This window comes from Streptomyces sp. NPDC038200 (genome assembly GCF_055600785.1).
Genome location: NZ_JBVJYH010000006.1, coordinates 345,219 through 367,082, shown reverse-complemented (window position 1 = coordinate 367,082; position 21,864 = coordinate 345,219). Strand labels below are relative to the sequence as shown.

The following is a 21,864-nucleotide window of genomic DNA, read 5'->3' as shown; positions in this document are numbered from 1 at the left end:
GCACATCACACGCCACGCCCGTGAGGAACGCGGCGCCCGATATGTCCAACCTTTCGAAGGGCGCCGCACCGGTGCCAGAGCGACCGATCGAGGCGACCGCCATGACGGACAACATCACCAGCGTCGGCGGGGGAAGCCGGCCCGAGGCGGGCGTGAGCGCGCTCACGGGCCGCACCGGGGCCGGGGCTCCGGCCGAGACACGGGGGAAGACCACCATCGCCGACGGCGTGGTGGCCAAGATCGCGGGCATGGCGGCCCGCGAGGTACCGGGCATCTACAGCCTGGGCGCAGGAATGGCCCGCGCCTTCGGCGCCGTGCGGGAACGCGTCCCGGGCGGGGGCGGGGCGGCCGTCACACGAGGAGTGAAGGTCGAGGTCGGTGAGCGGCAGGCCGCCGTGGACCTGGACGTCGTCGTCGAGTACGGCGTCTCCATCGTCGACGTCGCCGGCGGCGTGCGCACCAATGTCATCAGCGCCGTGGAGCGGATGACGGGCCTGGAGGTCGTCGAGGTGAACATCGCCGTCGACGACGTCCACCTGCCCGACGAGGAGGAACAGACCGAACCGGACGAGGGCCGCGTGCGGTGATCCACCCCGTGCCCCGACCGGGCGCGGGTGATCGCGCGCACGGCGACGCACGTGCGCGAGACGGGTGAGTGCGAGATGAACACAGCGACGACGGGCCTCGCGGCCGGTATGGCCCTGGGCTTCGCCGGATACTTCGGCGGCTTCTGGGCCTTTCTGCTGGTCCTGGTCCTGGGCGCGGCGGGGCTGATCGTGGGCCTCGTCCTGCAAGGCGACCTCGACTTCCGGTCACGGAGGCAGCGGTGAGGACCCGGCCCGCTCCCCCGGGCGAGGGATCGAACCCGCCGGCACCGGCCGCCGGGCTGCCGCCCCCGGCCGAACGAGGCGCCACCGTCATCCCCGACAGGGTGGTCGCCCGGATCGCCGCCCAGGCCGCACGCACGGCCCAGGCCCGGTCCGCCGCCGTACCGCCCGACCGCGGCGGACCGGTGACGCCGAGTGCCTCCGCCGCGGTCCGTACCGGATCGGTGCGTCTGCATCTGACCATGGACCTGCCCTACCCCACCGACCTCCCCCGTGTCTGCGAGCGGATCCAGCGGGACGTCGCCGAACGGGTCGCCCAGCTGACCGGGCTGCGGGTGGGCGAGGTCGTCCTCACGATCCGGCGGCTGGTGACCGCCGCCGACGCGAGCCGGGGGCGGGTCCGGTGAGCGGCCACGCGGCCCGGGGCACCGGGCCCGCCGCGGCGGAAGGGCGAGCGCGATGACATCCGACCCCGGTGCTCCCGGCCGCGGCGCCGTGCCGCTGGCGAAGGAGCCCGACCCGCCCGAACGCGACGCGTCCGGCGCGCATCTCCCACCCGCCGAGGGCGACGGAGGGCACCGGACCCACCGCGAGTGGTCCGCGCGTCGCATCACGGCGGCACTGGTCGCCGCCGTGATCCTCGTGGCCGCGGTCGCGGCGCTGGTCGACGTCGTCGCCGTACGGGCGGGACGTCCCGCGGCGGCCTGGCGACGGCGGCTGGCCGACGAACTGGCCACCCGCCCGGTGGACGACGTGTGGATGCTGACGGGAGCCGCCGTGGCCGCCGCCGTCGGCGTCTGGCTGATCGTCCTGGCCCTCACCCCCGGTCAGCGCCGCCGGCTGCCCCTGCGCTCCCCCGCCGGCTGCCCCCGAGTGCGGGCCTTCCTGGACCGCGACGGCGCCGCCGGTCTGCTGCGTGACGCCGCGATGCGGGTCCCCGGAGTCGGCGCGGCGCACGTCCGGGTCGGCCGCCACCGCATCAGAGCCCGCGCGGACGTCCGCTTCCGCGACCCCCAGCGGGTGAAGGACGACCTCACCGCCGTCCTCGGCGAGGAACGCGACCGGCTGGCCCTCGCTCGCCCTCCCCGCATCGTCGTACGCGTGCGGCGACGCACCGACTGACCGACAACCGCACCCCCGGGAGCCCGCACCATGACGCCGCGATCCGCACTCAACCGCAGTCTGCTGGCCCTCGCCGGACTGGTTCTGCTCGGCGGCGGACTGCTGATCCTCTTCGCCGGGCTCGACCTCTACCGGCGGCGCGATCTCGTCCCGCCCGCCGGCTGGCCCCTGACCGGCCCGGCCGACGTCCTGCTCGGCTCCGCCGACCGGGCCCGCTGGAGCAGCCAGGGCTGGTGGTGGTGGCCCGCGGTCATCGCCGCCCTCGCCCTCACCATGCTGCTCGCCCTGTGGTGGCTGCTCGCCCAGCCGAGCCGACACCGCCCCGGCTCCCTGCCCGTCGGCGGCACACCCCCGCCGGAAGGCGTCCAGCTGCGCGACCGCGCACTGAGCGACGCGATCGCGGCCGAGGCCGGTGCCCTGCCAGGGGTCGACCACGCGGCCGTGCACATCACCGGCCGACCCGCCCACCACCGCACCCACGTCGGCCTCACCCTCACCCCCGAGGGCGCGCCCGGCGCGACGCTCGCCGCCCTCTGCGAAGGCCCGCTCGGCACCGCTCGCCGGTCCACCGGCCTCCCCGACCCGCCCACCGAGGTCCGCCTGCGGGTCACCCGCCACAGGCCGCACCGCGTGGAGTAAGGAGGAGACCGGCCGTTCCCGCACCAACACCCTTGCGGATCACTGCGGTTCGCGGGGGAACAGCACCACTCCCCGAGGAGAGATCATGATCATCCTGGGCGTCATCCTGCTCGTCATCGGCTTCCTGACCGGCATATCCATCCTGTGGACCATCGGGATCATCCTGCTGGTCGTCGGAGCCATCCTGTGGATCCTCGGCGCGATGGGACACGCCGTCGCCGGCCGACGCCACTACTGGTGACCGGGGCAGAGCACCGAAGGGCGACATCCCGGGCCGCGGGCGGGCCGCACCGACGAGTCCCTCGGCCCGGCCGGCACCGCGACCGGCACCCCGGCCCGATCCCACCACGGCCGATCCGTGCCCTCAGGGCGGACTCGTGGCCGATGTGCCGCGACCGCCCCGCGGGCATCGGCCGATGACGGGAGTACGGCCGCACACGCGGAGCGGATCATGACGGGCTGGCGGGTCCGGGACTACACCCGGGACGATCTCGAGGCGCTGATCCGGGTCGACCTGGAGAGCGGCACGACCGAGGAGCCGCCGCTCTTCCCGCTCTCGGACGCCGTGACGGCCCTCCAGGACCGCCACCCCGCTGTGGTGGCCACGGCCGACGACGTGCTGATCGGCGCCGCGGTGAGCAGGGTGGAGGGCGAACGGGCATGGATCCTGCGGATCTGCATGGCGCCCGGCTGGCGGCAGCGCGGGCTGGGCAGTGCCCTGATCACCGCCCTGGAGCAACGGCTCTTCGCCGTCGGCGTCCGGGCGGTGCACGCCGTCCTGCCCGAGGGCGAGACCGGTGCCACCGCCCTGCGCAACTGCGACTTCGGCGCCCGCCCCGGACTGGTCTTCTTCGAGAAGCGCGGGCCGGTGACCCCGCAGTCGGCCGGCACGCTGTCCTCGCTCGGAGCGGAGCTGCCGCCGGGGGGACTGTGGCAGCGGGTCGCGGGCATGCAACGGGAGAAGCAGCTCATCGAACGGCGCCTGGTCCTGCCGCTGGCCCATCCCGAACTGGCCGCCCTGCACGGAGTGGAACTGCCACGGGCGGTGATGCTGTTCGGCCCGCCCGGGACCGGCAAGAGCACGTTCGCGCACGCCATCGCCAGCCGCCTGGGATGGCCCTTCCTCGAACTGTTCCCCGCCCGTCTGGCCGCCGAGTACGGCCTGGCGTCCGGGCTGAACCGGCGCTTCGACGAGATCGCCCGGCTCGACCACGTCCTCGTCTTCATCGACGAGGTCGAGGAGATCGCCGGCGAACGCGGCGGCGCGGACGCGACCGCTGTCGGTGTCGTCAACGAACTGCTCAAGGCGATCGTCCGGTTCCGCGGCCAGGACGGACGGCTGCTCGTCTGCGCCACGAACAACGTGACCACGCTCGACTCCGCGTTCCTGCGACACGGCCGCTTCGACTACGTGCTGCCGATCGGCCCTCCCGACCACACCGCCAGGACCGCGCTGTGGGAGAGCTACCTGGCCCGCTCGGGCGCGCAGGCCGACAGCGCGGTTCTCGCGTCCGCCAGCGAGGGGTTCACCCCCGCGGACATCGCCCATGCGGCGCGTACCGTCTCCCAGGCCCAGTTCGAGCGGACCTTCGACACCGGGACCCGGACCACCCCCACCACCGGCGACTACCTGGACACGATCCGCGGCACCAAGCCCACGGTCAGCGCCGCCATGGCCCGGGAGTTCGCCCAGCAGACGGAGACGTTCGCCCGCATCTAGCGTCCGGGCCGACGGGGGAGTCGATCCGCGACGGACGGGTCAGGCCGGCGCGGGGGGCGTGTCGCCGCCCGTGTCGACGAGGATCTGTCGGGCCTCGGTGACGTTGTCGGCCCGTACGGCCCTGGCCATCGCGGCGCGTGCCGCGTCGGGCGGCGTGTCCGGGGGGACCAGCATCAGGGAGAAATGGTCCCGGTCGCCTCGGGTGACGAGGACGGTGTCGTCGCCGACCGGGAAGGAGTCGATGTGCACGACGCGACCCTCGACCATCACCCGGGTCGGCAGTTCGTCCCAGGCACTGCCGTCCAGACCGACCCGGGTGACAGGCCCGAGATGCTCGGTCAGCGCGGTGATCAGCGAGGGGAGTTCGGCGGCGATGTCCCGGGACCGCGGCCACCACGCGCCGTCCAGGATTCCCTCGCGCGCGTGTGTCGTCTCCAGCCTCAGCAGGGCCGTCCCGGGTTTCACCGACCGGTGGACGGCATCCGGCAGGAGCCTGGGGAGGTCGGGGGTGTCGGAGTCGGCCATGGTGTCCGCCCGTCCGCTGGGAGCAGGGCGACCGCAGAGCGTGCGACCGCGATACGGCCAACGGCTCCGGCGTATACCCGCCGGAGCCGCCCTTCCGAGTCATCGCACGTGAGCGTGCGCCGACCCGCTTTCCACATTACGCCAAAGGGATCAATCCGGCACGAGCAATCCTCGCGAAGGTTCGCTCCGGTCCGGGAGACCGACGCGGCGGCTCAGCCACGCCCCTCCTCCTCCGTCTCCATCTGCCGGATCCCCTGGTGCGTCAGCGTGATCATCGCGGGCGTGTTGCCCCTTCCCCAGTCCACGACGACCCAGCCCTCACCTGCCAGGTACATACAGGCAGCGGCCATGTCCTGCTCGGGGATACCGAGGTCGGTGCGGAGCTTCGCCCCGTCGACGCCCAGGAGGCGATTGCCTTCGGCGGCCTCGTACAGAGCCCGCATGATCCTCTCGCGGTACGTCTTCCGGTCTCGCAATATCGCCATGACGCGCCTTCCTCTGCTGCCCACGGCCGAGCCGCGGTCGATGTCCTCCGCGGTCGCCGTCGCGGTGGGACGCGTCGGCCCGGTGGCGTCCACCGCCGGCCAACGGTGCCGACGGGGCCGACGCCCGATCCCCGGCAGGACATCGCTGTAGCGGAAGGCGGCGATCCGTTCGGCGTGCTGACCGTTGAGCCGGTGGATCAGAACGACTCCGACGGCGATCAGAACGAGCAGCACGGCCACGGCGACGGCGGTCATGGCTCCCTCACCTCCGCCGACCGGCGAGACGGCCCTGTCGAGCCGATGGCCGGGGCAGGGACGACGGCCGACCCGCTCCGCCGTCGGTCTCCCACCCTTCTTCGCTGATCCGGGCATCGGCGCTGTCCGCCGCCTCCTCCCGGGCCGGGGCGTCCCTGCCGTCGCCCGCCATCAGCCGCGCGGCGGCATCCGCGCCGGTCTCCGGCGGTATCACCAGCACGTCCCGGCGGCCGTCGGTGGAGTCCAGGGTCAGCCTGTGCGGATCCTGGGCCTCGGTGGACCAGCCCACCCGCACGGTACGCCCGGCGACGGACACCCAGTGCGGGATGACGGGCCAGTACGCCGGGTGCACGGTGACACCCGTGACGCGGCCCCACCGTCCGGCCAGTGCGGCCGTCAGGGTGGGCAGCTCACGGGTGAGGGCACGGGAGCGAGGCCACCACATGCCGTCCAGCCCGCCCGGTGCGGGCGCCAGGGACAGCCGAGCCGGCTGGGGCGGCGCGCGCCTGCTCGATGTCGTACGGTCAATGGTCACGGGCATGGCGCGGACCTGTCCCCGGGCCCGTGGGTGCGGCCCGGCATCATCGATCACCGGAAACGGCACCCGCGGCGGAGCGGTACGCGAAGAACTCCCGGTCTCTTCACCCTACTCCGCCCACCGGCCCGAAAAGCCGGGGTTGACCAGGTATTTTCCTGCCTCCGGAGCCTGGTCGCCGGCACCGGCGCCGCCGGGTCAGAGCCAGTCCCTGCGCTTGAACGTGGCGTACAGCAGCACGGACAGGGTCACGATGACGGCGGCGGAGGTGATGAATCCGGACTGGCGGCCGAAACCGGGATAGGGCAGATTCTGGCCGTAGTAGCCGGTGATCGCGGTGGGCACGGCGATGATCGCGGCCCAGCTCGTCACCTTCTTCATGATCAGGTTCATGCTGTTGGCCTGGACCGAGAGGTTCGTCTCCATGACCGAGGCCACCAGGTCCCGCAGCGATTCGGTCCATTCGGTGGCGCGCAGCACGTGGTCGTAGACGTCCTGGTAGTACGGGACGAGAGGTTCGGTGATCACGTGCAGGCCGGGCCGCATGAGCGCGTTGACCACCTCGCGCATCGGGAGCACGACGCGGCGCAGCCGGACGAGCGATTTACGCAGTGCGAAAGCCCGGCGTTGCACGGCTTCGATCTCACGGCGCCCGGCCACGAAGAGCAGACCCTCCAGCTCCTCGATGCCGTCGTCCAGCTGCTGGACCGCGGCGAAGTGACCGTCCACGAGATGGTCGAGCAGACCGTGCAGCAGGAATCCGACACCATGGCCGGCCAGATCCGGGCTCTCGTCCCAGCGGGCGACGACGTCCTCGATGTCGAGACCGTCGTCCTTGCGGACGGTGATCACGGCCTGGCCGGTGAGGAACACGGCGATCTCGCTGTACGCCAGTTCCGCACTGTCCGGGCTGACGGTCACGGCATAGGCACTGAGGAACTCGTGGGTGCGATAGCGGTCGAGTTTCGGCCGCTGCCCACGCTGTGCGGCGTCCTCCAGGGCCAGTTCGTGGATGCCGAACTCCTGGCCGAGCATGCTCAATTCGGCAGGCCCGGGCCGGTACAGGTCCAGCCACAGGACCGACGCCGGGTCGGCGAGATGCGCGGAGACGTCACGGGCGGGAAAGTCCTCCAGGACGAGAGTGCCGTCGTGATACAGCCGGGTACGCGTCACCATGGCCCGAGGCTAGTCTCTCGCGCCTCGGTCATCCCGTTTCGTCCCGATTACCAGCGCGGCAGGCTCTGGCAGATCACCGGCGGGCGGCACATCCCGCATGCGCGCCGACTCCGGCCCGCAGGGAAGATCCCCGCGGCTCACCGACCCCGACCGTCAGCAGGAGACCGAGGGGACGAGTCCGGTCCGGAGCCCTCGCGCGCGAGGGCTCCGGACCGGACTCGTCCGCACGCGGTCCCGGCGGGTCCTACAGGCCGCCCTCGGACATCCCGTGCACGGCCGGAACGGTTCCCAGGCGGCCCTTCTTGAAGTCCTCGAAGGCCTGCATCAGCTCGTCCTTGGTGTTCATCACGAACGGGCCGTAGTGGGCCATCGGCTCCCGGATCGGCTGTCCGCCGAGGAGGACGACCTCCAGGTCCGGGGTGTGCGCGTCCTGCTTCTCGTCCGCGCGGACGGTCAGCGAGGAACCGGCGCCGAACACGGCCGTCTGCCCCAGGTGGATCGGACGGCGCTCCGTACCGACGCTGCCGCGGCCCGCCATGACGTACGCCAGGCCGTTGAAGTCCTCGCGCCAGGGCAGGGTGATCTCGGCACCCGGCGCCAGGGTCGCGTGGATCATCGTGATCGGCGTGTGCGTGATGCCGGGACCCTGGTGGCCGTCCAGCTCGCCGGCGATGACACGCAGCAGCGCGCCGCCGTCGGGGGTGGTGAGCAGCTGGACGTTGCCGCCGCGGATGTCCTGGTAGCGCGGGGCCATCATCTTGTCCTTGGCCGGGAGGTTCACCCACAGCTGGAGGCCGTGGAAGAGCCCGCCGGACATGACCAGGGACTCCGGCGGGGCCTCGATGTGCAGCAGGCCCGAGCCGGCCGTCATCCACTGCGTGTCGCCGTTGGTGATGGTGCCGCCACCGCCCTGCGAGTCCTGGTGGTCGAAGGTGCCGTCGATGATGTAGGTGACGGTCTCGAAGCCGCGGTGCGGGTGCCAGGGGGTGCCCTTGGGCTCGCCCGGCGCGTACTCCACCTCACCCATCTGGTCCATCATGATGAACGGGTCGAGGTGGCGGTAGTTGATGCCCGCGAACGCCCGGCGCACCGGGAAGCCCTCACCCTCGAAACCGCTCGGAGCGGTCGTGACGGCGAGCACGGGGCGTGCCACGGCGTCGACGGGGGCGGTCACACGGGGCAGCGTCAACGGATTCTCGACGGTCACTGCAGGCATGGTGGGTACCTCCTTGGTACGCCCACTTTAGTTGAGCGTTGAACTTTCTGCCACCCAGAACGACGAAGACCCGGAGGACATTCCCTCCGGGTCACCCGAACAGCCCCACGACGAAAGGGGGGATCAGCCGCCGCCGTACATCCGGCGCATCGCGAAGTCCACCATCTGCTCGACCGCCTTGGCGTCGAACACCATCCGGTGCTCGCCCTCCATGTCCAGGACGAAGCCGTAGCCGGTCGGCAGCAGGTCGATCACCTCGGCGCCGGTGATGACGAAGTACTTGGACTCCTTGCCCGCGTACCGGCGCAGCTCCTTCAGCGAGGTGAACATCGGGATCACCGGCTGCTGGGTGTTGTGCAGGGCGAGGAAGCCGGGGGTGTCGCCGCGCGGGCAGTACACCTTCGAGGTGGCGAAGATCTGCTGGAAGTCCTCGGCGGCCATCTGACCGGTGGTGAACGCACGCACCGCGTCGGCGAGCGAGGGCGGGGACGGCTCCGGGTAGAGCGGCGGCTGCTGGCCGTACCCGCCGACACCGCCCGGCTGCTGCGGCTGGGCGTACTGCTGCTGAGCCGCGCCGCCGTCCATGGGCTGGCCGTATCCGTACATGCGCGCAAGCGTACCGAGCGCGGGGATCGAGGGGCCCGGCCGGTGGAGATACCGGGTGGTCACCTTCCCTTCGCCCGGCAGCCGGAACGGTCGGCGACCCTGCTCACGGGCGGCGTCCGGGGCCCGGAGGAGTAGACCCTTCTCACACTTGGTCCGGCAGGGGTTGCTTCTTATTACCGACGGGTAGCATCATCGTAGCTACTTGTTGGTACGTGAACTAGGTGCGAGGAGACAGTGCCTCGCCGATCTCTCTACGGAGCCGTCGCCATGGGGCACTACAAGTCGAATCTCCGCGACATCGAGTTCAACCTCTTCGAAGTACTGGGGCGCGACAAGGTGTACGGCACCGGCCCGTTCGAGGAGATGGACGTCGAGACCGCCAAGAGCGTCCTGGAGGAGCTGACCCGCCTCTCCGAGAACGAGCTGGCCGAGTCCTTCGCCGACGCCGACCGCAACCCGCCGGTCTTCGACCCGGAGACCAACACCGCGCCGATCCCCGAGTCCTTCAAGAAGAGCTACCAGGCCTTCATGGACTCCGAGTACTGGCGGCTCGGCCTGCCCGAGGAGATCGGCGGCACCACCTCGCCGCGCTCCCTCATCTGGGCCTACGCCGAGCTGATCCTGGGCGCCAACCCGGCCGTGTGGATGTACTCCTCGGGCCCGGCGTTCGCCGGCATCCTCTTCGAGGAGGGCAACGAGGTCCAGAAGCACATCGCCACGATCGCCACCGAGAAGCAGTGGGGCTCCACCATGGTGCTCACCGAGCCGGACGCCGGCTCGGACGTGGGCGCCGGCCGCACCAAGGCGGTCCAGCAGGAGGACGGCTCCTGGCACATCGAGGGCGTGAAGCGCTTCATCACCTCGGGTGAGCACGACATGTCGGAGAACATCCTCCACTACGTGCTCGCGCGTCCCGAGGGCGCCGGCCCCGGCACCAAGGGCCTGTCCCTCTTCCTCGTCCCGAAGTACCTCTTCGACTTCGAGACCGGCGAGCTGGGCGAGCGCAACGGCGTCTACGCCACCAACGTCGAGCACAAGATGGGCCTCAAGGCCTCCAACACGTGCGAGATGACCTTCGGCGACCGGCACCCGGCCAAGGGCTGGCTGATCGGCGACAAGCACGACGGCATCCGCCAGATGTTCCGCATCATCGAGTTCGCCCGCATGATGGTCGGCACGAAGGCGATCTCCACGCTGTCCACCGGCTACCTCAACGCGCTGGAGTACGCCAAGGAGCGCGTCCAGGGCCCGGACCTGGCCAACTTCATGGACAAGACCGCGCCCAAGGTCACCATCACCCACCACCCCGACGTGCGCCGCTCGCTGATGACGCAGAAGGCGTACGCGGAGGGCATGCGCGCCCTGGTGCTGTACACCGCCTCGATCCAGGACGCGATCCAGATCAAGGAGGCGAACGGTGAGGACGCCTCCGCCGAGGAAGCGCTGAACGACCTGCTGCTGCCCATCGTCAAGGGCTACGGCTCGGAGAAGGGCTACGAGCAGCTCGCCCAGTCGCTGCAGACCTTCGGCGGCTCCGGCTTCCTGCAGGAGTACCCGATCGAGCAGTACATCCGGGACTCCAAGATCGACACCCTGTACGAGGGCACCACCGCGATCCAGGGCCAGGACTTCTTCTTCCGGAAGATCGTCCGCAACCAGGGCGCCGCGCTGAACTCCCTCGCCGAGGACATCAAGAAGTTCCTGGCCCTCGGCACCGGCGGCGAGGACCTGGCCGGCGCCCGCGAGCACCTCGCCAAGGCCGCCGTGGAGCTGGAGGCGATCGTCGGCCTGATGCTGACCGACCTCGCCGCCACCGAGCAGGACACCAAGAACATCTACAAGGTCGGCCTGAACACCAGCCGCCTGCTGCTGGCCTCCGGCGACGTCGTCGTCGGCTACCTGCTCCTCAAGGGCGCCGCCATCGCCGCCGAGAAGCTGGCCACCGCCTCGGCCAAGGACAAGGCGTTCTACACCGGCAAGATCGCCGCGGCGAAGTTCTTCGCGGCGAACGTCCTGCCCGGCGTCACGCTGGCCCGCAAGATCGCCGGCAACGTCGAGCTGGACCTGATGGAGCTGGACGAGGCCGCGTTCTAGGCGACGCCGTCCTGGACGTTCCGGACGTCCCCGTCGATTCCTCGCACGGGCCCGCTCTCTTTCCGGGAGCGGGCCCGTGCACGTCGTTAAGGTGAATCCCATGAGCGCAGCTTCCCGCTTCGACCGCGGCCACACCGACGACCTGATGACCTTCCTGGCGGCGAGCCCGTCGCCGTACCACGCCGTGGCGAACACCGCCGAGCGGCTGGAGAAGGCAGGCTTCCGGCAGGTCGCCGAGACGGACGCCTGGGACGGCACCAGCGGCGGCAAGTACGTGCTGCGCGGCGGGGCGATCGTGGCCTGGTACGTGCCCGAGGGCGCCGAACCGCACACCCCGTTCCACATCATCGGCGCGCACACCGACTCCCCGAACCTCCGGGTCAAGCCGCGGCCGGACCACGGGGCGCACGGCTGGCGCCAGGTCGCCGTGGAGATCTACGGCGGCCCGCTGCTCAACTCCTGGCTCGACCGCGACCTGGGCCTGGCCGGCCGGCTGACCCTGCGCGACGGCTCCTCCGTCCTCGTCGACGTGGACCGGCCACTGCTGCGCGTGCCGCAGCTCGCCATCCACCTGGACCGGTCCGTCAGCGCCGAAGGGCTCAAGCTCGACAAGCAGCGCCATCTCCAGCCCGTGTGGGGCCTCGGCGACGACGTGCTGGAGGGCGACCTCATCTCCTTCCTGGAGCAGGAGGCCGGGCTGACCCCGGGCTCGGTGACCGGCTGGGACCTGATGGTGCACCCGGTGGAGGCGCCGGCCTACCTCGGCCGCGACCGGGAGCTGGTCGCCGGCCCCCGCATGGACAACCTGCTCTCCGTGCACGCCGGCACCGCCGCCCTCGTCGCCGCCGCGACCTCCGGCACCCCCCTCACCCGCATCCCGGTGCTCGCCGCCTTCGACCACGAGGAGAACGGCTCCCAGTCGGACACCGGAGCGGACGGCCCGCTCCTCGGGTCCGTCCTGGAGCGCTCGGTGTTCGTGCGCGGCGGATCGGTCGAGGACCGGGCGCGTGCCTTCGCGGGCACGGTCTGTCTGTCCTCCGACACGGGCCACGCCGTGCACCCCAACTACGCCGAGCGGCACGACCCCACGCACCACCCGCGGGTCAACGGCGGTCCGATCCTCAAGGTGAACGTCAACAACCGCTACGCCACGGACGGTTCCGGCCGCGCGGTGTTCGCCGCGGCCTGCGAGAAGGCGAACGTCCCCTTCCAGACCTTCGTCTCCAACAACTCCATGCCGTGCGGCACCACCATCGGCCCGATCACCGCGGCCCGGCACGGCATCCGCACGGTCGACATCGGCGTGGCGATCCTCTCCATGCACAGCGTCCGCGAACTGTGCGGTGCCGACGACCCGTTCCTGCTGGCGAACGCTCTGACAGCCTTCCTGGAGGGCTAGTCGGGCCCTCGCCGGGTACCCGCACGGCACCGGAGATTCCGGAACCGGAAGGGGAGGCGAGGTCTCATGGGGCTCGGCGGGTGCATCATTCTCATCGCCGTGGGAGCCATCCTGACGTTCGCGACCGACTGGCACATGCAGGGCGTCAACCTCACGGTCGTCGGCCTGATCCTGATGGCCGTGGGTCTGATCGGAGTGGCGACGTTCAGCGGCATCGCCCGCCGCCGCCGGGTGGTGGTACCGCCGACGACCCCGGTCGTCGACGAGGAACCGCACCACCACCACCGCGGCGACGGCTACACCGACGGCTACGGCGTCTGAGGCGGGCTGTCCCGCTCGTCCGTCCCCGCCAGCACCAGCGGCAGCCGGTCCGCCCCGCCCTCCGTGAGGCGGACCGGGACGCCCCAGTCCCGCTGGTGGACGTGGCAGGCGGGGTACGCTTCCCCGTCCTCCGGCCGGGAGGTGTCCCGAGCGGGGTCGTCGCAGCTGGCCGCCCTCGCCGAGACGTGCAGGACACCCTCGGTGACGGCCGGGTTCAGCTCCAGCTCGCGGGACAGCTCCGTGTCCGCTCCCTCGCCCTTGAGCAGCAGCTCGGGCGGGGTGGAGGAGACTCGCAGGCGGGTGGCGGGGCCGTGGCGGGTGTCCAGCTTCCGACCGGCCGGGGCCTGGAAGACCACGTCGAGGCGGAGGCCGCCGGGAGCGACCTCGGTCGCCGTGCGCCCGGTGCGGTGGGCGGCCGATTCCGCGCGGACCGCCTCCTCGGGCAGCCGCAGCCGGGTCAGGCGGTGCCGCGCCGACTCCACGACCACGATGTCCTCGCCGACGAGGACGGCGTCGCTGGGCTCGCGCAGATCGGTGGCGAGCGTGGTGACCTCGCCGGTGGCGGGGTCGTAGCGGCGCAGGGCGTGGTTGTAGGTGTCGGCGACGGCGACCGACCCGTCCGGCAGGGCGGTGACGCCCAGCGGATGCTGGAGGAGGGCCTGGCCGGCGGCGCCGTCCCGGTGGCCGAAGTCGAACAGGCCGGTGCCGACGGCGGTGTGGACGTGTCCGTCCCGGTCCACCCAGCGCAGGGCGGAGGTCTCGGAGTCGGCGAGCCAGAGCCGGTCCGCGGTGGCGGCGAGACCGGAGGGCTGCGCGAACCACGCCTCGGCGCCGGGACCGTCCACCAGACCCTCGTCGGCGGTACCCGCCGCCACGCCGACGGCCCCGGCCACCGGGTCGTACGTCCACAGCTGGTGGACGCCGGCCATGGCGATCCACACCCTCCCGCCGAAGACCGCCACGTCCCAGGGCGAGGAGAGGTCCACCTCACGGGCCGGACCGGAGGTCGCCGAACCCCGCCACCACTGCCTGCCGGTGCCGGCCAGGGTGGTCACCTCGCCGGTCGCCGGGTCCAGGCGGCGCACGGCGTGATTGACGGTGTCGGCGACCACCACCGAGCCGTCGTCGAGCAGCGCGAGGCCCTGCGGCTCGTTGAAGGACGCCTCCCGCGGGCCGCCGTCGGCGAACCCGCGGCCTCCGGAGCCGATGCGCCGCACGACCGTCTCCCCGTCCTCCTCCAGTTCCACCAGCTGATGCCGGGTGGTGTCGCTGACCAGCAAGTTCCCCGACGGCAGAAGCAGCGCCTTGCCGGGGAAGCGCAGGATCGTCGGCTCCGGCTCCGGCGGCACGTAGGGGCCGTCACCGCGGCGCAGGGTGCCCTTCGCCTCGTGCTCGGCCGCCAGCTCCGACACCAGCCGCTCGATGGCGTGCACATGGCCCTCGCCCGCGTACTGGGCGACGACGTATCCCTCGGGGTCGACCACCGCCAGCGTCGGCCAGGCACGCACCGCGTACTGCTTCCAGGTGGCCAGCTCCGGATCGTCCAGCACGGGGTGCGCCACGCCGTACCGCTCCACGGCATCCACGACCGCCCGGTGCTCGGCCTCGTGCACGAACTTCGGCGAGTGCACCCCGACCACCACGAGCGTGTCCCGGTGCTTCTCCTCCAACGCGCGCAGCTCGTCCAGGACGTGCAGGCAGTTGATGCAGCAGAAGGTCCAGAAATCCAGGATCAGCACGCGGCCTCGGAAGTCGGCCAGCTTCAGCTCCTTGCCACCGGTGTTGATCCATCCGCCCCCGCCGGTCAGTTCGGGGGCACGGACACGGGCGCGGCGGCGTGCGGAGTCGGTCATGGATCCCAGGGTGCCACCAGGTGCCGGCGGCCGGTTCGGGACCGTGCGCGGCTCCGCCGTCAGTCCTGGTGGACCACGTTGCGGCCGGGGCCGCCGGATAGGGTGTCGTGGCCGGGGCCGCCGTACAGCTTGTCGTTGCCGCTGTTGCCGTAGAGCTTGTCGTTGCCGCTGTTGCCGTACAGGACGTCGTCGCCCTTGCCGCCGTACAGGGTGTCGGCGCCGGTTCCGCCGGTGAGCGTGTCCTTGCCGTCGTCGCCGGACAGGTACTGCGCTCCGGCGCCGCCGTGCAGCGTGTCGTCGCCCTTGCCGCCCTGCACGATGTTGTCGCCGCCGCTCGCGTTGATCGTGTCGTTGCCGTCGCCGCCCCAGGCCAGGCCCAGCTCGCCCACGGTGATGGTGTCGCCGCCCGCGTCGCCCGAGACGTACGCGCCGTCGAGGCGGCCGGAGTCCGTCGCCCTGTCGTTGCCGGCGCCCAGCGATATCTCGGCGTAGGAGTACACCTGGTCGGTGGCGTTCCTGTACGCGACCGTGTCGTCGCGGTCGCCGAGGTCCATGATCAGGGCGGCGTAGGGGTCCTGGCTGTCCACGCTGGTGACCGTGCAGGAGACCTTGGTGGGATCCGTGGCGACGGGATGGCCGCAGTCGTGGCCCGCCTCGACCGGGACGACGTCGTCGATCACGTACGTGATGCCCGTGCGGTCCGCGGTGAGCGTCGCGGTGACGGTGGCCTTGTTGGTCTGGCCGGCGGCGGCCCGGTAGGTGAGCTGCCAGTCGTACGGGTTGACCTCGGCGGTGGCCGGTGTGGTGGCCGCGGAGGCGCTGCCGGCCAGGGCGAAGGGCGCGGCCAGGGCGGCCGCGCCGACGGCCAGGGCGAGCGAGCGCACGGGCCGGCGGCGGTCGGGGCGCAGGGACATGGTGGACCTCCGAGAGGAACGGGCGGATTCTTCCGCCGACTTCGCACCGTTCGACTCGGAGCCGGGACCGTTGGTTGGTCACCTCGCCTGCCGACCACGTAAGTTCACTCGGCGCACACCTGGTGTCCGGACGGATTCCGGCGCCCGGTCAGGTGAGCGCGTGGCCCGTGGTCGCGTCCACGTGGCCGGGGACGTCCTCGTGCCGGTCGCCGACGCTCAGGGTCCCGGTGGGTTCGAAGACCAGGATCTCGGTCGGCACGGGCGCGTACGGCTTGTGCTCGATCCCGCGCGGGACGGTGAACACCGACCCCTTGGGCAGGACCACCGTGCGCTCGCCGGCCGGTTCACGCAGGCCGATGCGCAGTTCGCCGGCGAGAACCAGGAAGAACTCGTCGGTGTGCTCGTGCGCGTGCCAGAGGTGCTCGCCCTCCACCTTGGCCACGCGCACGTCGTAGTCGTTGACGGCGGTGACGATGCGGGGGCTCCAGCGCTCGGTGAAGGAGGCCAGGGCGTCGTCCAGGGAGATCGGTTCCATGGACTCATCGTGCGCGTGGCCGGGCCGCCGGACGAGTGCTAGAAATCGCATATGCCGCAACGATCCTCTCACCGTGTCGTCCTGGTGGTCGACGACAACTCCAATCCCTTCGAGATGAGCTGTGCCATCGAGATCTTCGGGCTCGCGCGGCCCGAGCTGGGGCGGGAGCTGTACGACTTCCGGCTGTGCGCGGCCGGGTCCCGGACGCGGATGCGGGACGGTTTCTTCACGCTCACCGGGGTGGCCGGGCTGGAGGCCGCCGAGTCGGCCGACACACTGATCGTGCCGAACCGGCCCGACACCGAGGTACCCCGCTCGGAACGCGTCCTGGACGTGATCCGGCGGGCGCACGCGCGGGGCGCCCGGCTCGTCGGCTTCTGCTCGGGCGCGTTCACCCTCGCGGAGGCCGGGCTGCTGGACGGGCGCCGGGCGGCCTGCCACTGGATGTGGGCGGAGGCGTTCCGGGCCCGTTTCCCCCGGGTGCGCCTGGAGGCGGACGTGCTCTTCGTGGACGACGGCGACATCCTCACCGCCTCCGGCAGCGCCTCCGCGCTCGACCTGGGGCTGCATCTCGTCCGCCGGGACCACGGCGTGGAGATCGCCAACCACGTCTCCCGGCGGCTGGTCTTCGCCGCGCACCGGGACGGCGGTCAGCGGCAGTTCGTGGAGCGGCCGGTGCCCGCGGTGCCCGACGAGTCCCTCGGGCCGTTGCTGGCCTGGGCGCAGGAACGGCTGGGCGAGCCGCTGACCGTCGCGGACCTCGCCGCCCGCGCGGCCGTCTCCCCCGCCACCCTGCACCGCCGTTTCCGCGGCCAGCTGGGCACGACCCCGCTGGCCTGGCTCACCGGGGAGCGTGTGGCACTGGCGTGCCGGCTGATCGAGCGGGGCGAGGAGCGGCTGGACGTCGTGGCGGCGCGCAGCGGGCTGGGCACGGCGGCCAATCTGCGGGCCCGGCTGCGGCGGGAGACGGGGCTGAGCCCGTCGGCGTACCGCAGGCGGTTCGGAGCGCGGCCCGCGGACGGGGCGGCGGGACGGGCGGCCGGGGGACCCACCCGTCCGACCGCGGTTCTGTGACGTTCGGCCGGGGCCGGGGAAGCCTGATCGGTATGAGATTCCTCGTACGCGACCGGATCCTCGGCATCGGTGACGACTGGTGGATCGAGGACGAGCACGGACGGAAGGTGTTCCTCGTCGACGGCAAGGCGATGCGTCTGCGGGACACCTTCGAGCTGAAGGACGCCCAGGGACGGGTCCTGATCGACATTCACCAGAAGATGCTCGCCCTGCGCGACACGATGGTGATCGAGCGGGACGGCGAGGCCCTGGCCCGGATCAGGCGCAAGCGGCTCTCCCTGCTGCGCAACCACTACCGGGTCTCCCTGGTGGACGGTACCGAACTGGACGTGAGCGGCAAGATCCTCGACCGGGAGTTCGCCGTGGAGTTCGACGGCGAACTCCTCGCGGTGATCTCCCGCCGCTGGCTGACCGTCCGCGACACGTACGGCGTGGACGTCGTACGGGAGGACGCCGATCCGGCGCTGCTGATCGCGGTGGCGGTGTGTGTGATCCACCTCGCCGAGAAGGAGGACGAGGAGGACTGACGGGGCGCGGCGGGCCGGCGAGGCGCGGCGGGCCGGCGAGGGCTGGCCCGGGGCCGTGGGCCGGGCCCGGGGGCCGAGGGCTCGCCGGGGGGCCGGGGGCTCGCCGGGGGGCCGGGGGCTAGCTCGGACGCCGGGGCGGTTCGAGACCCAGGACGCGGTCCTTCAGCGCCGGGAACTGCTCGCGGGTCGCGGCCACCTTCGCCGGGTCGAGGTCGACCGTGAGGACCTCCTCGCCGGGGCCTGCCTCCGCGAGCACCTCGCCCCACGGATCCACCACGATCGAGTGACCGGCCTGGGGAACTCCGGCGTGGGTCCCGGCCGTTCCACAGGCGAGCACGAACGCCTGGTTCTCCACCGCCCGCGCCTTGGCCAGCAGCGTCCAGTGCGCGCGTCGCCGCTCGGGCCAGCCCGCCGGGATGACCAGCGTCTCGGCGCCGGCGTCGACCAGCCCACGGAAGAGTTCGGGGAAACGGAGGTCGTAGCAGGTGGCCACGCCCAGCGTGGTTCCGGGCAGCCGGACGGTCACCAGGTCACGGCCCGCGCCCATCAGCACGGCCTCGCCCTTGTCGAAGCCGAAGCGGTGGATCTTGCGGTAGGCCGCGGCCAGTTCTCCGGAGGGGGAGAAGACGAGAGACGTGTTGTAGAGGGCGCCGTCCCCCGCGGCGGAGCCGCTGTCCGACGGCGTCCTTTCGGGAATCGAGCCGGCGTGCAGCCACACGCCCGCGTCGCTGGCCGCCTTGGCCATCGCCTCGTACGTCGGCCCTTCGAGCGGCTCGGCCTCGCGGCCGAACTCCTCGTAGGCGAAGGCGCCGGTGGTCCACAGTTCGGGCAGTACGACGAGGTCGGCCCCGCTCTGCTCCCGCACCAGCGCGGCCACGCGCCGCCGTCGGGAGTCGACCGGTTCGTCCTCGTCCACGGCGATCTGGATCAGCGAGGCGCGCACACTACCACCGTCCTGGCATTCGAGTCGTCCACACGGGCCTACGATCGTCACACGAAAGCACTGCCGGGGTGCCTTTCAGCAGCGTAACTTAGCCTCTCAAGACGCCCGCCGAAGTGCAGCCGCCGCCCGCTGGCAATGCCGCCACCACCTGCCCGTGTACCGACCGCCGAGGGGTCCCGTTCCGTGAGTCTGCATCCCACCCTCCAGCCCTACGCCGACGCCTGGACGCACTCCATCGAAGCGATATCCGAGATGGTGCAGCCGCTCGTCGAGGGCGAGTGGAACCGGCGGACCCCCTGCCCCGGCTGGTCGGTGCGGGACATCGTGTCCCATGTCATCGGCCTGGACTGCGAGATGCTCGGGGACCCGCGCCCCATCCACTCCCTGCCGCGCGACCTCTTCCACGTCACCACCGAGCACCAGCGTTACATGGAGATGCAGGTCGACGTCCGCCGCCACCACACGTCGCCGGAGATGACGGCCGAGCTGGAGTACACCGTCATCCGCCGCAACCGCCAGCTGCGCAACGAGTCCCGTGACCCCGGCACCCTGATGCGCGGCCCGCTGGGCACGGAGGTCACCCTGGAGCAGGCCTACCGCGCCCGCGCGTTCGACGTGTGGGTGCACGAACAGGACCTGCGTACGGCCCTCGGCCGCCCCGGCAACCTGGACTCGCCGGGCGCGTACATCACCCGGGACGTCCTGCTGGAGGCCCTGCCCAAGGTGGTCGCGGAGGACGCGAACGCCCCGCGCAGCTCGGCGATCGTCTTCGACGTGCACGGGCCGGTCGAGTTCCTGCGCACCGTCCGCGTCGACATCCAGGGCCGCGGCACGGTGGAGACCGCTCCCGCCCTCGGCCCCGCCGCCACCCTCACCCTCGACTGGGAGACCTACGTCCGTCTGGCCTGCGGCCGGGTCAGCCCCGAGGCGGTGGCGGACCGGGTGAAGACGGAGGGCGACCAGGATCTGGCGACGGCGATCCTCCGGAATTTCACGGTGACGCAGTAGGAACCGGTAGCGCGGTAGGGACCCCGGTGCCCCGGCAACGGCGTTGTCGGCAATTGAAGATCGGGGCCAGAACCGTGTGGCTGAGAACCCGAGCCGCTGACCGGGGATGGTGGTTCGGCTGCTGGTGAACGCCCATCTCCGGCAGGACCCGTCCGCATATCCTCCGGACATGGTTGATCAACGCTCGGTCGACGTTGGCGAGGTCCGGCTGGCTTATCAGATGTCGGGTCCTCCGGATGCTCCGCCGCTCGTCCTGTTGCACGCGCTGGGCGAGGATGCCACCGACTGGAAGGCGGTTGTGCCCGCCCTCGCCCGGAGTCGAAGGGCGTATGCCCTCGATCTTCGCGGTCACGGCCGAAGCGACTGGCCGGGGGACTACTCACTCGAACTTATGCAGGCCGATGTGCTCCGGTTCCTGGACGCGCTGGGACTTGGACCAGTGGATCTGATCGGGCACTCCATGGGCGGGATCGTGGCCTACCTGCTCGCGGAGGACCATCCGCAGCGGGTGAACCGGCTCGTTCTGGAGGATGTGCCGGTCCCCCGTCCCCGCGAGCCGAGCACCCCGGCCAGGCCGGACGGCGCCCTGACCTTTGACTGGGAGATGGTGCTGGCCGTCAGGCGGCAGATCGACCAGCCCGATCCCAGGTGGCTGGAGCGACTCGGCCAGATCACCGCCGAAACCCTCGTGCTCGCCGGCGGCCCACACAGTCATGTTCCCCAGGACGGTGTCGCCGAGCTCGCCCGCCGAATCCCTGGCGGGCGAGTGGTCACCATCCCGGTTGGACACCTGATCCACCACGCAGCTCCGGAGGCGTTCACCGAGGCGGTTTCGGCGTTCCTGGAGGAAAACTTCCGGCCTGCCCGCCAAGGATGAGCGCGGTCACAGGCCGTGACGTGGGGACGGCCGCACGGGTTCTTCGAGTGTGACCAAGAAGTGGGCCCGTGCGGCTTTGTCCCATCCTGCCTTCACCGGCGTCTCGCGTGCACATCTCGGCGGTTTGATCGAGGAGTTGGCCGAGCCATGGCAGGCCCGGCGGGAATCGGCATTGCATCAACGGCGGGGAGAGAAGCGTCACCGTGGCGCCGGGGCCGGCCGCAAGCACGAGGTGGTGTTCACCGACCGAGTGCTGGTCGTGCTGGTCCACCTGCGCACTCAGCTCCCGCACGCCGCGCTCGCCGAGTTGTACGGGGTCGGCCGCTCCACCGTCACCGAGGCCATCGGCGAGATCCGCCCGCTGCTCGCCGACCGCGGCTTCGCTGTCCCCGGCCAGTCTGGACTGCGCCTGCGAACATTGGCCGACGTGTTCGCCTACGCCGATGCGGAGGGGGTGACCTTGCGGATCGATGGGACCGAGACCCAGGTCCGCCGCCCGAAGGCCCACCGGTCGGGCCGCTGCGCGTTCGTCTCCGGCAAGAAGAAGCAGAACACCATGAAGACCACCACGATCAGCGATGGTCAGGGCCGCACCCTGTGGCCCGGGGCCGACCGGCCCGGAAGAATGCACGATCAGACCGCGATGCGCACCGAAGGCATCGCCGAGCAATTCCGTCCACCCGGACGTGAGAGCCGAGGTGGATGAGGGTTACCGGGGTCTGGCGAACGAGTTCCCCGAACAGATCAGTGCGCCGCCGAAGAAGCCGAAGGAAGACGCCCCGCTCGGTGACCAGTACGCCTGGCGTGAGCAACGGCGCCGCCAGTCCTCAGCGCGGATCTGCGTCGAACACGCCAACGCGGAGTACAAGCAGTGGCGCCCCCTGCAGCGCTTCCTCGGCCGCCGTGAGCACTACCCGGCCACGCACCGGGCCATCGCCGGCCTGGTCCCCGACCGAGCCGCCCAGCGGCCCACCCGCCGCAAACCGAGCACCGAACTCGTGCCCGTCAGCCCGATGACCTGCTAAATCACCCACCAGCCGAACTCTCAGGTCATCACGCCTCAACATCAATAGCCGACGACGTCGTAAGAACACGGACACCGGCGACAGCCACCCGACGCCAGGCACCCGACGGGGGACACCGACGTCCGGAACCGGCGGCGGACACCCGAGGCAGGCGTCGCCGCCAAGTGCCCGGCGGCAGGCCCCCCGAC

The 21,864-nt window shown here is 71.5% G+C and carries 24 protein-coding genes and 1 pseudogene; 15 read left to right on the top strand and 10 right to left on the bottom strand.

Annotation, left to right across the window (positions count from 1 at the left end):
• Positions 1-101: 101 nt before the first annotated feature.
• From ACZ7KF_RS16135 to ACZ7KF_RS16105, 7 genes are all read left to right on the top strand, one after another.
• Positions 102-587, top strand: a complete 486-nt coding sequence (locus tag ACZ7KF_RS16135; RefSeq protein ID WP_471074218.1) for an Asp23/Gls24 family envelope stress response protein — start codon at positions 102-104, stop codon at positions 585-587.
• A gap of 75 nt (positions 588-662) precedes the next feature.
• Complete coding sequence (locus ACZ7KF_RS16130) at positions 663-830, top strand: hypothetical protein (RefSeq protein ID WP_471074215.1); 168 nt, start codon at positions 663-665, stop codon at positions 828-830.
• Positions 827-1,234, top strand: coding sequence for an Asp23/Gls24 family envelope stress response protein (locus tag ACZ7KF_RS16125; RefSeq protein ID WP_471074211.1), 408 nt, complete (start codon positions 827-829; stop codon positions 1,232-1,234). The genes ACZ7KF_RS16130 and ACZ7KF_RS16125 overlap by 4 nt, the downstream gene beginning before the upstream one ends.
• Positions 1,235-1,286: 52 nt before the next feature.
• On the top strand, positions 1,287-1,949 hold the full coding sequence (locus ACZ7KF_RS16120) for a DUF6286 domain-containing protein (RefSeq protein WP_471074208.1): 663 nt from the start codon (positions 1,287-1,289) through the stop codon (positions 1,947-1,949).
• A gap of 30 nt (positions 1,950-1,979) precedes the next feature.
• Entirely contained in the window at positions 1,980-2,588 is a 609-nt protein-coding gene (locus tag ACZ7KF_RS16115) for an alkaline shock response membrane anchor protein AmaP (protein WP_471074205.1), read from the top strand.
• Between the two features lie 85 nt (positions 2,589-2,673).
• Entirely contained in the window at positions 2,674-2,829 is a 156-nt protein-coding gene (locus ACZ7KF_RS16110; RefSeq protein ID WP_471074202.1) for a DUF6131 family protein, read from the top strand.
• Positions 2,830-3,039: 210 nt separating this feature from the next.
• The gene (locus ACZ7KF_RS16105) at positions 3,040-4,308 is read left to right on the top strand and encodes an ATP-binding protein (protein WP_471074199.1); all 1,269 of its coding nucleotides are present in this window, start codon (positions 3,040-3,042) and stop codon (positions 4,306-4,308) included.
• A gap of 39 nt (positions 4,309-4,347) precedes the next feature.
• On the opposite strand, the gene ACZ7KF_RS16100 is transcribed toward ACZ7KF_RS16105, so the two are convergent.
• From ACZ7KF_RS16100 to ACZ7KF_RS16075, 6 genes are all read right to left on the bottom strand, one after another.
• On the bottom strand, positions 4,348-4,833 hold the full coding sequence (locus ACZ7KF_RS16100; protein ID WP_471074196.1) for a DUF5994 family protein: 486 nt from the start codon (positions 4,831-4,833) through the stop codon (positions 4,348-4,350).
• A 212-nt stretch (positions 4,834-5,045) separates the two neighbouring features.
• Positions 5,046-5,318 carry a hypothetical protein gene (locus tag ACZ7KF_RS16095; RefSeq protein WP_471074520.1) on the bottom strand — a complete coding sequence of 91 codons (273 nt, stop codon included), beginning with the start codon at positions 5,316-5,318 and terminating at the stop codon, positions 5,046-5,048.
• Positions 5,319-5,580: 262 nt separating this feature from the next.
• Positions 5,581-6,114, bottom strand: a complete 534-nt coding sequence (locus ACZ7KF_RS16090; RefSeq protein WP_471074192.1) for a DUF5994 family protein — start codon at positions 6,112-6,114, stop codon at positions 5,581-5,583.
• Positions 6,115-6,306: 192 nt separating this feature from the next.
• Entirely contained in the window at positions 6,307-7,284 is a 978-nt protein-coding gene (locus ACZ7KF_RS16085) for a magnesium transporter CorA family protein (protein ID WP_471074189.1), read from the bottom strand.
• Positions 7,285-7,528: 244 nt separating this feature from the next.
• Positions 7,529-8,500 carry a pirin family protein gene (locus ACZ7KF_RS16080; RefSeq protein ID WP_471074186.1) on the bottom strand — a complete coding sequence of 324 codons (972 nt, stop codon included), beginning with the start codon at positions 8,498-8,500 and terminating at the stop codon, positions 7,529-7,531.
• A 123-nt stretch (positions 8,501-8,623) separates the two neighbouring features.
• Positions 8,624-9,106, bottom strand: coding sequence for an SseB family protein (locus ACZ7KF_RS16075; protein WP_225824335.1), 483 nt, complete (start codon positions 9,104-9,106; stop codon positions 8,624-8,626).
• A gap of 267 nt (positions 9,107-9,373) precedes the next feature.
• Here ACZ7KF_RS16075 and ACZ7KF_RS16070 point away from each other — a divergent pair, with 267 nt between their 5' ends.
• The 3 genes from ACZ7KF_RS16070 to ACZ7KF_RS16060 all read left to right on the top strand — a co-directional run bounded on the left by ACZ7KF_RS16070 (position 9,374) and on the right by ACZ7KF_RS16060 (position 12,920).
• Positions 9,374-11,200 carry an acyl-CoA dehydrogenase gene (locus ACZ7KF_RS16070; RefSeq protein ID WP_471074517.1) on the top strand — a complete coding sequence of 609 codons (1,827 nt, stop codon included), beginning with the start codon at positions 9,374-9,376 and terminating at the stop codon, positions 11,198-11,200.
• 100 nt (positions 11,201-11,300) lie between these two features.
• Positions 11,301-12,599 (top strand): M18 family aminopeptidase, encoded by a 1,299-nt coding sequence (locus tag ACZ7KF_RS16065; protein WP_471074182.1) that lies wholly within the window; start codon positions 11,301-11,303, stop codon positions 12,597-12,599.
• 66 nt (positions 12,600-12,665) lie between these two features.
• The gene (locus ACZ7KF_RS16060) at positions 12,666-12,920 is read left to right on the top strand and encodes a DUF6458 family protein (protein ID WP_471074179.1); all 255 of its coding nucleotides are present in this window, start codon (positions 12,666-12,668) and stop codon (positions 12,918-12,920) included.
• On the opposite strand, the gene ACZ7KF_RS16055 is transcribed toward ACZ7KF_RS16060, so the two are convergent.
• The 3 genes from ACZ7KF_RS16055 to ACZ7KF_RS16045 all read right to left on the bottom strand — a co-directional run bounded on the left by ACZ7KF_RS16055 (position 12,908) and on the right by ACZ7KF_RS16045 (position 16,222).
• Entirely contained in the window at positions 12,908-14,773 is a 1,866-nt protein-coding gene (locus ACZ7KF_RS16055; RefSeq protein WP_471074176.1) for an NHL domain-containing thioredoxin family protein, read from the bottom strand. The two genes, ACZ7KF_RS16060 and ACZ7KF_RS16055, sit on opposite strands and share 13 nt — an antisense overlap.
• A 59-nt stretch (positions 14,774-14,832) precedes the next feature.
• Positions 14,833-15,687 (bottom strand): calcium-binding protein, encoded by an 855-nt coding sequence (locus ACZ7KF_RS16050; RefSeq protein WP_471074173.1) that lies wholly within the window; start codon positions 15,685-15,687, stop codon positions 14,833-14,835.
• A 148-nt stretch (positions 15,688-15,835) separates the two neighbouring features.
• Entirely contained in the window at positions 15,836-16,222 is a 387-nt protein-coding gene (locus tag ACZ7KF_RS16045) for a cupin domain-containing protein (protein WP_471074170.1), read from the bottom strand.
• A 51-nt stretch (positions 16,223-16,273) separates the two neighbouring features.
• Between ACZ7KF_RS16045 and ACZ7KF_RS16040 the strand changes: the two genes are divergently transcribed.
• Together ACZ7KF_RS16040 and ACZ7KF_RS16035 are read left to right on the top strand one after the other, a co-directional pair.
• Positions 16,274-17,296, top strand: a complete 1,023-nt coding sequence (locus tag ACZ7KF_RS16040; protein WP_471074167.1) for a GlxA family transcriptional regulator — start codon at positions 16,274-16,276, stop codon at positions 17,294-17,296.
• A gap of 32 nt (positions 17,297-17,328) precedes the next feature.
• Positions 17,329-17,823 carry an LURP-one-related/scramblase family protein gene (locus ACZ7KF_RS16035; RefSeq protein ID WP_471074164.1) on the top strand — a complete coding sequence of 165 codons (495 nt, stop codon included), beginning with the start codon at positions 17,329-17,331 and terminating at the stop codon, positions 17,821-17,823.
• Positions 17,824-17,941: 118 nt separating this feature from the next.
• Here ACZ7KF_RS16035 and ACZ7KF_RS16030 read toward each other — a convergent pair whose 3' ends face one another.
• Entirely contained in the window at positions 17,942-18,766 is an 825-nt protein-coding gene (locus tag ACZ7KF_RS16030) for a carbon-nitrogen family hydrolase (protein WP_471074162.1), read from the bottom strand.
• Positions 18,767-18,949: 183 nt separating this feature from the next.
• Here ACZ7KF_RS16030 and ACZ7KF_RS16025 point away from each other — a divergent pair, with 183 nt between their 5' ends.
• From ACZ7KF_RS16025 to ACZ7KF_RS16015, 3 genes and pseudogenes are all read left to right on the top strand, one after another.
• Entirely contained in the window at positions 18,950-19,774 is an 825-nt protein-coding gene (locus ACZ7KF_RS16025) for a maleylpyruvate isomerase family mycothiol-dependent enzyme (protein WP_471074159.1), read from the top strand.
• 169 nt (positions 19,775-19,943) lie between these two features.
• Positions 19,944-20,651 carry an alpha/beta fold hydrolase gene (locus ACZ7KF_RS16020; protein ID WP_471074156.1) on the top strand — a complete coding sequence of 236 codons (708 nt, stop codon included), beginning with the start codon at positions 19,944-19,946 and terminating at the stop codon, positions 20,649-20,651.
• 49 nt (positions 20,652-20,700) lie between these two features.
• Positions 20,701-21,676, top strand: a pseudogene (locus tag ACZ7KF_RS16015) (transposase).
• The last annotated feature ends 188 nt before the right edge of the window (positions 21,677-21,864 follow it).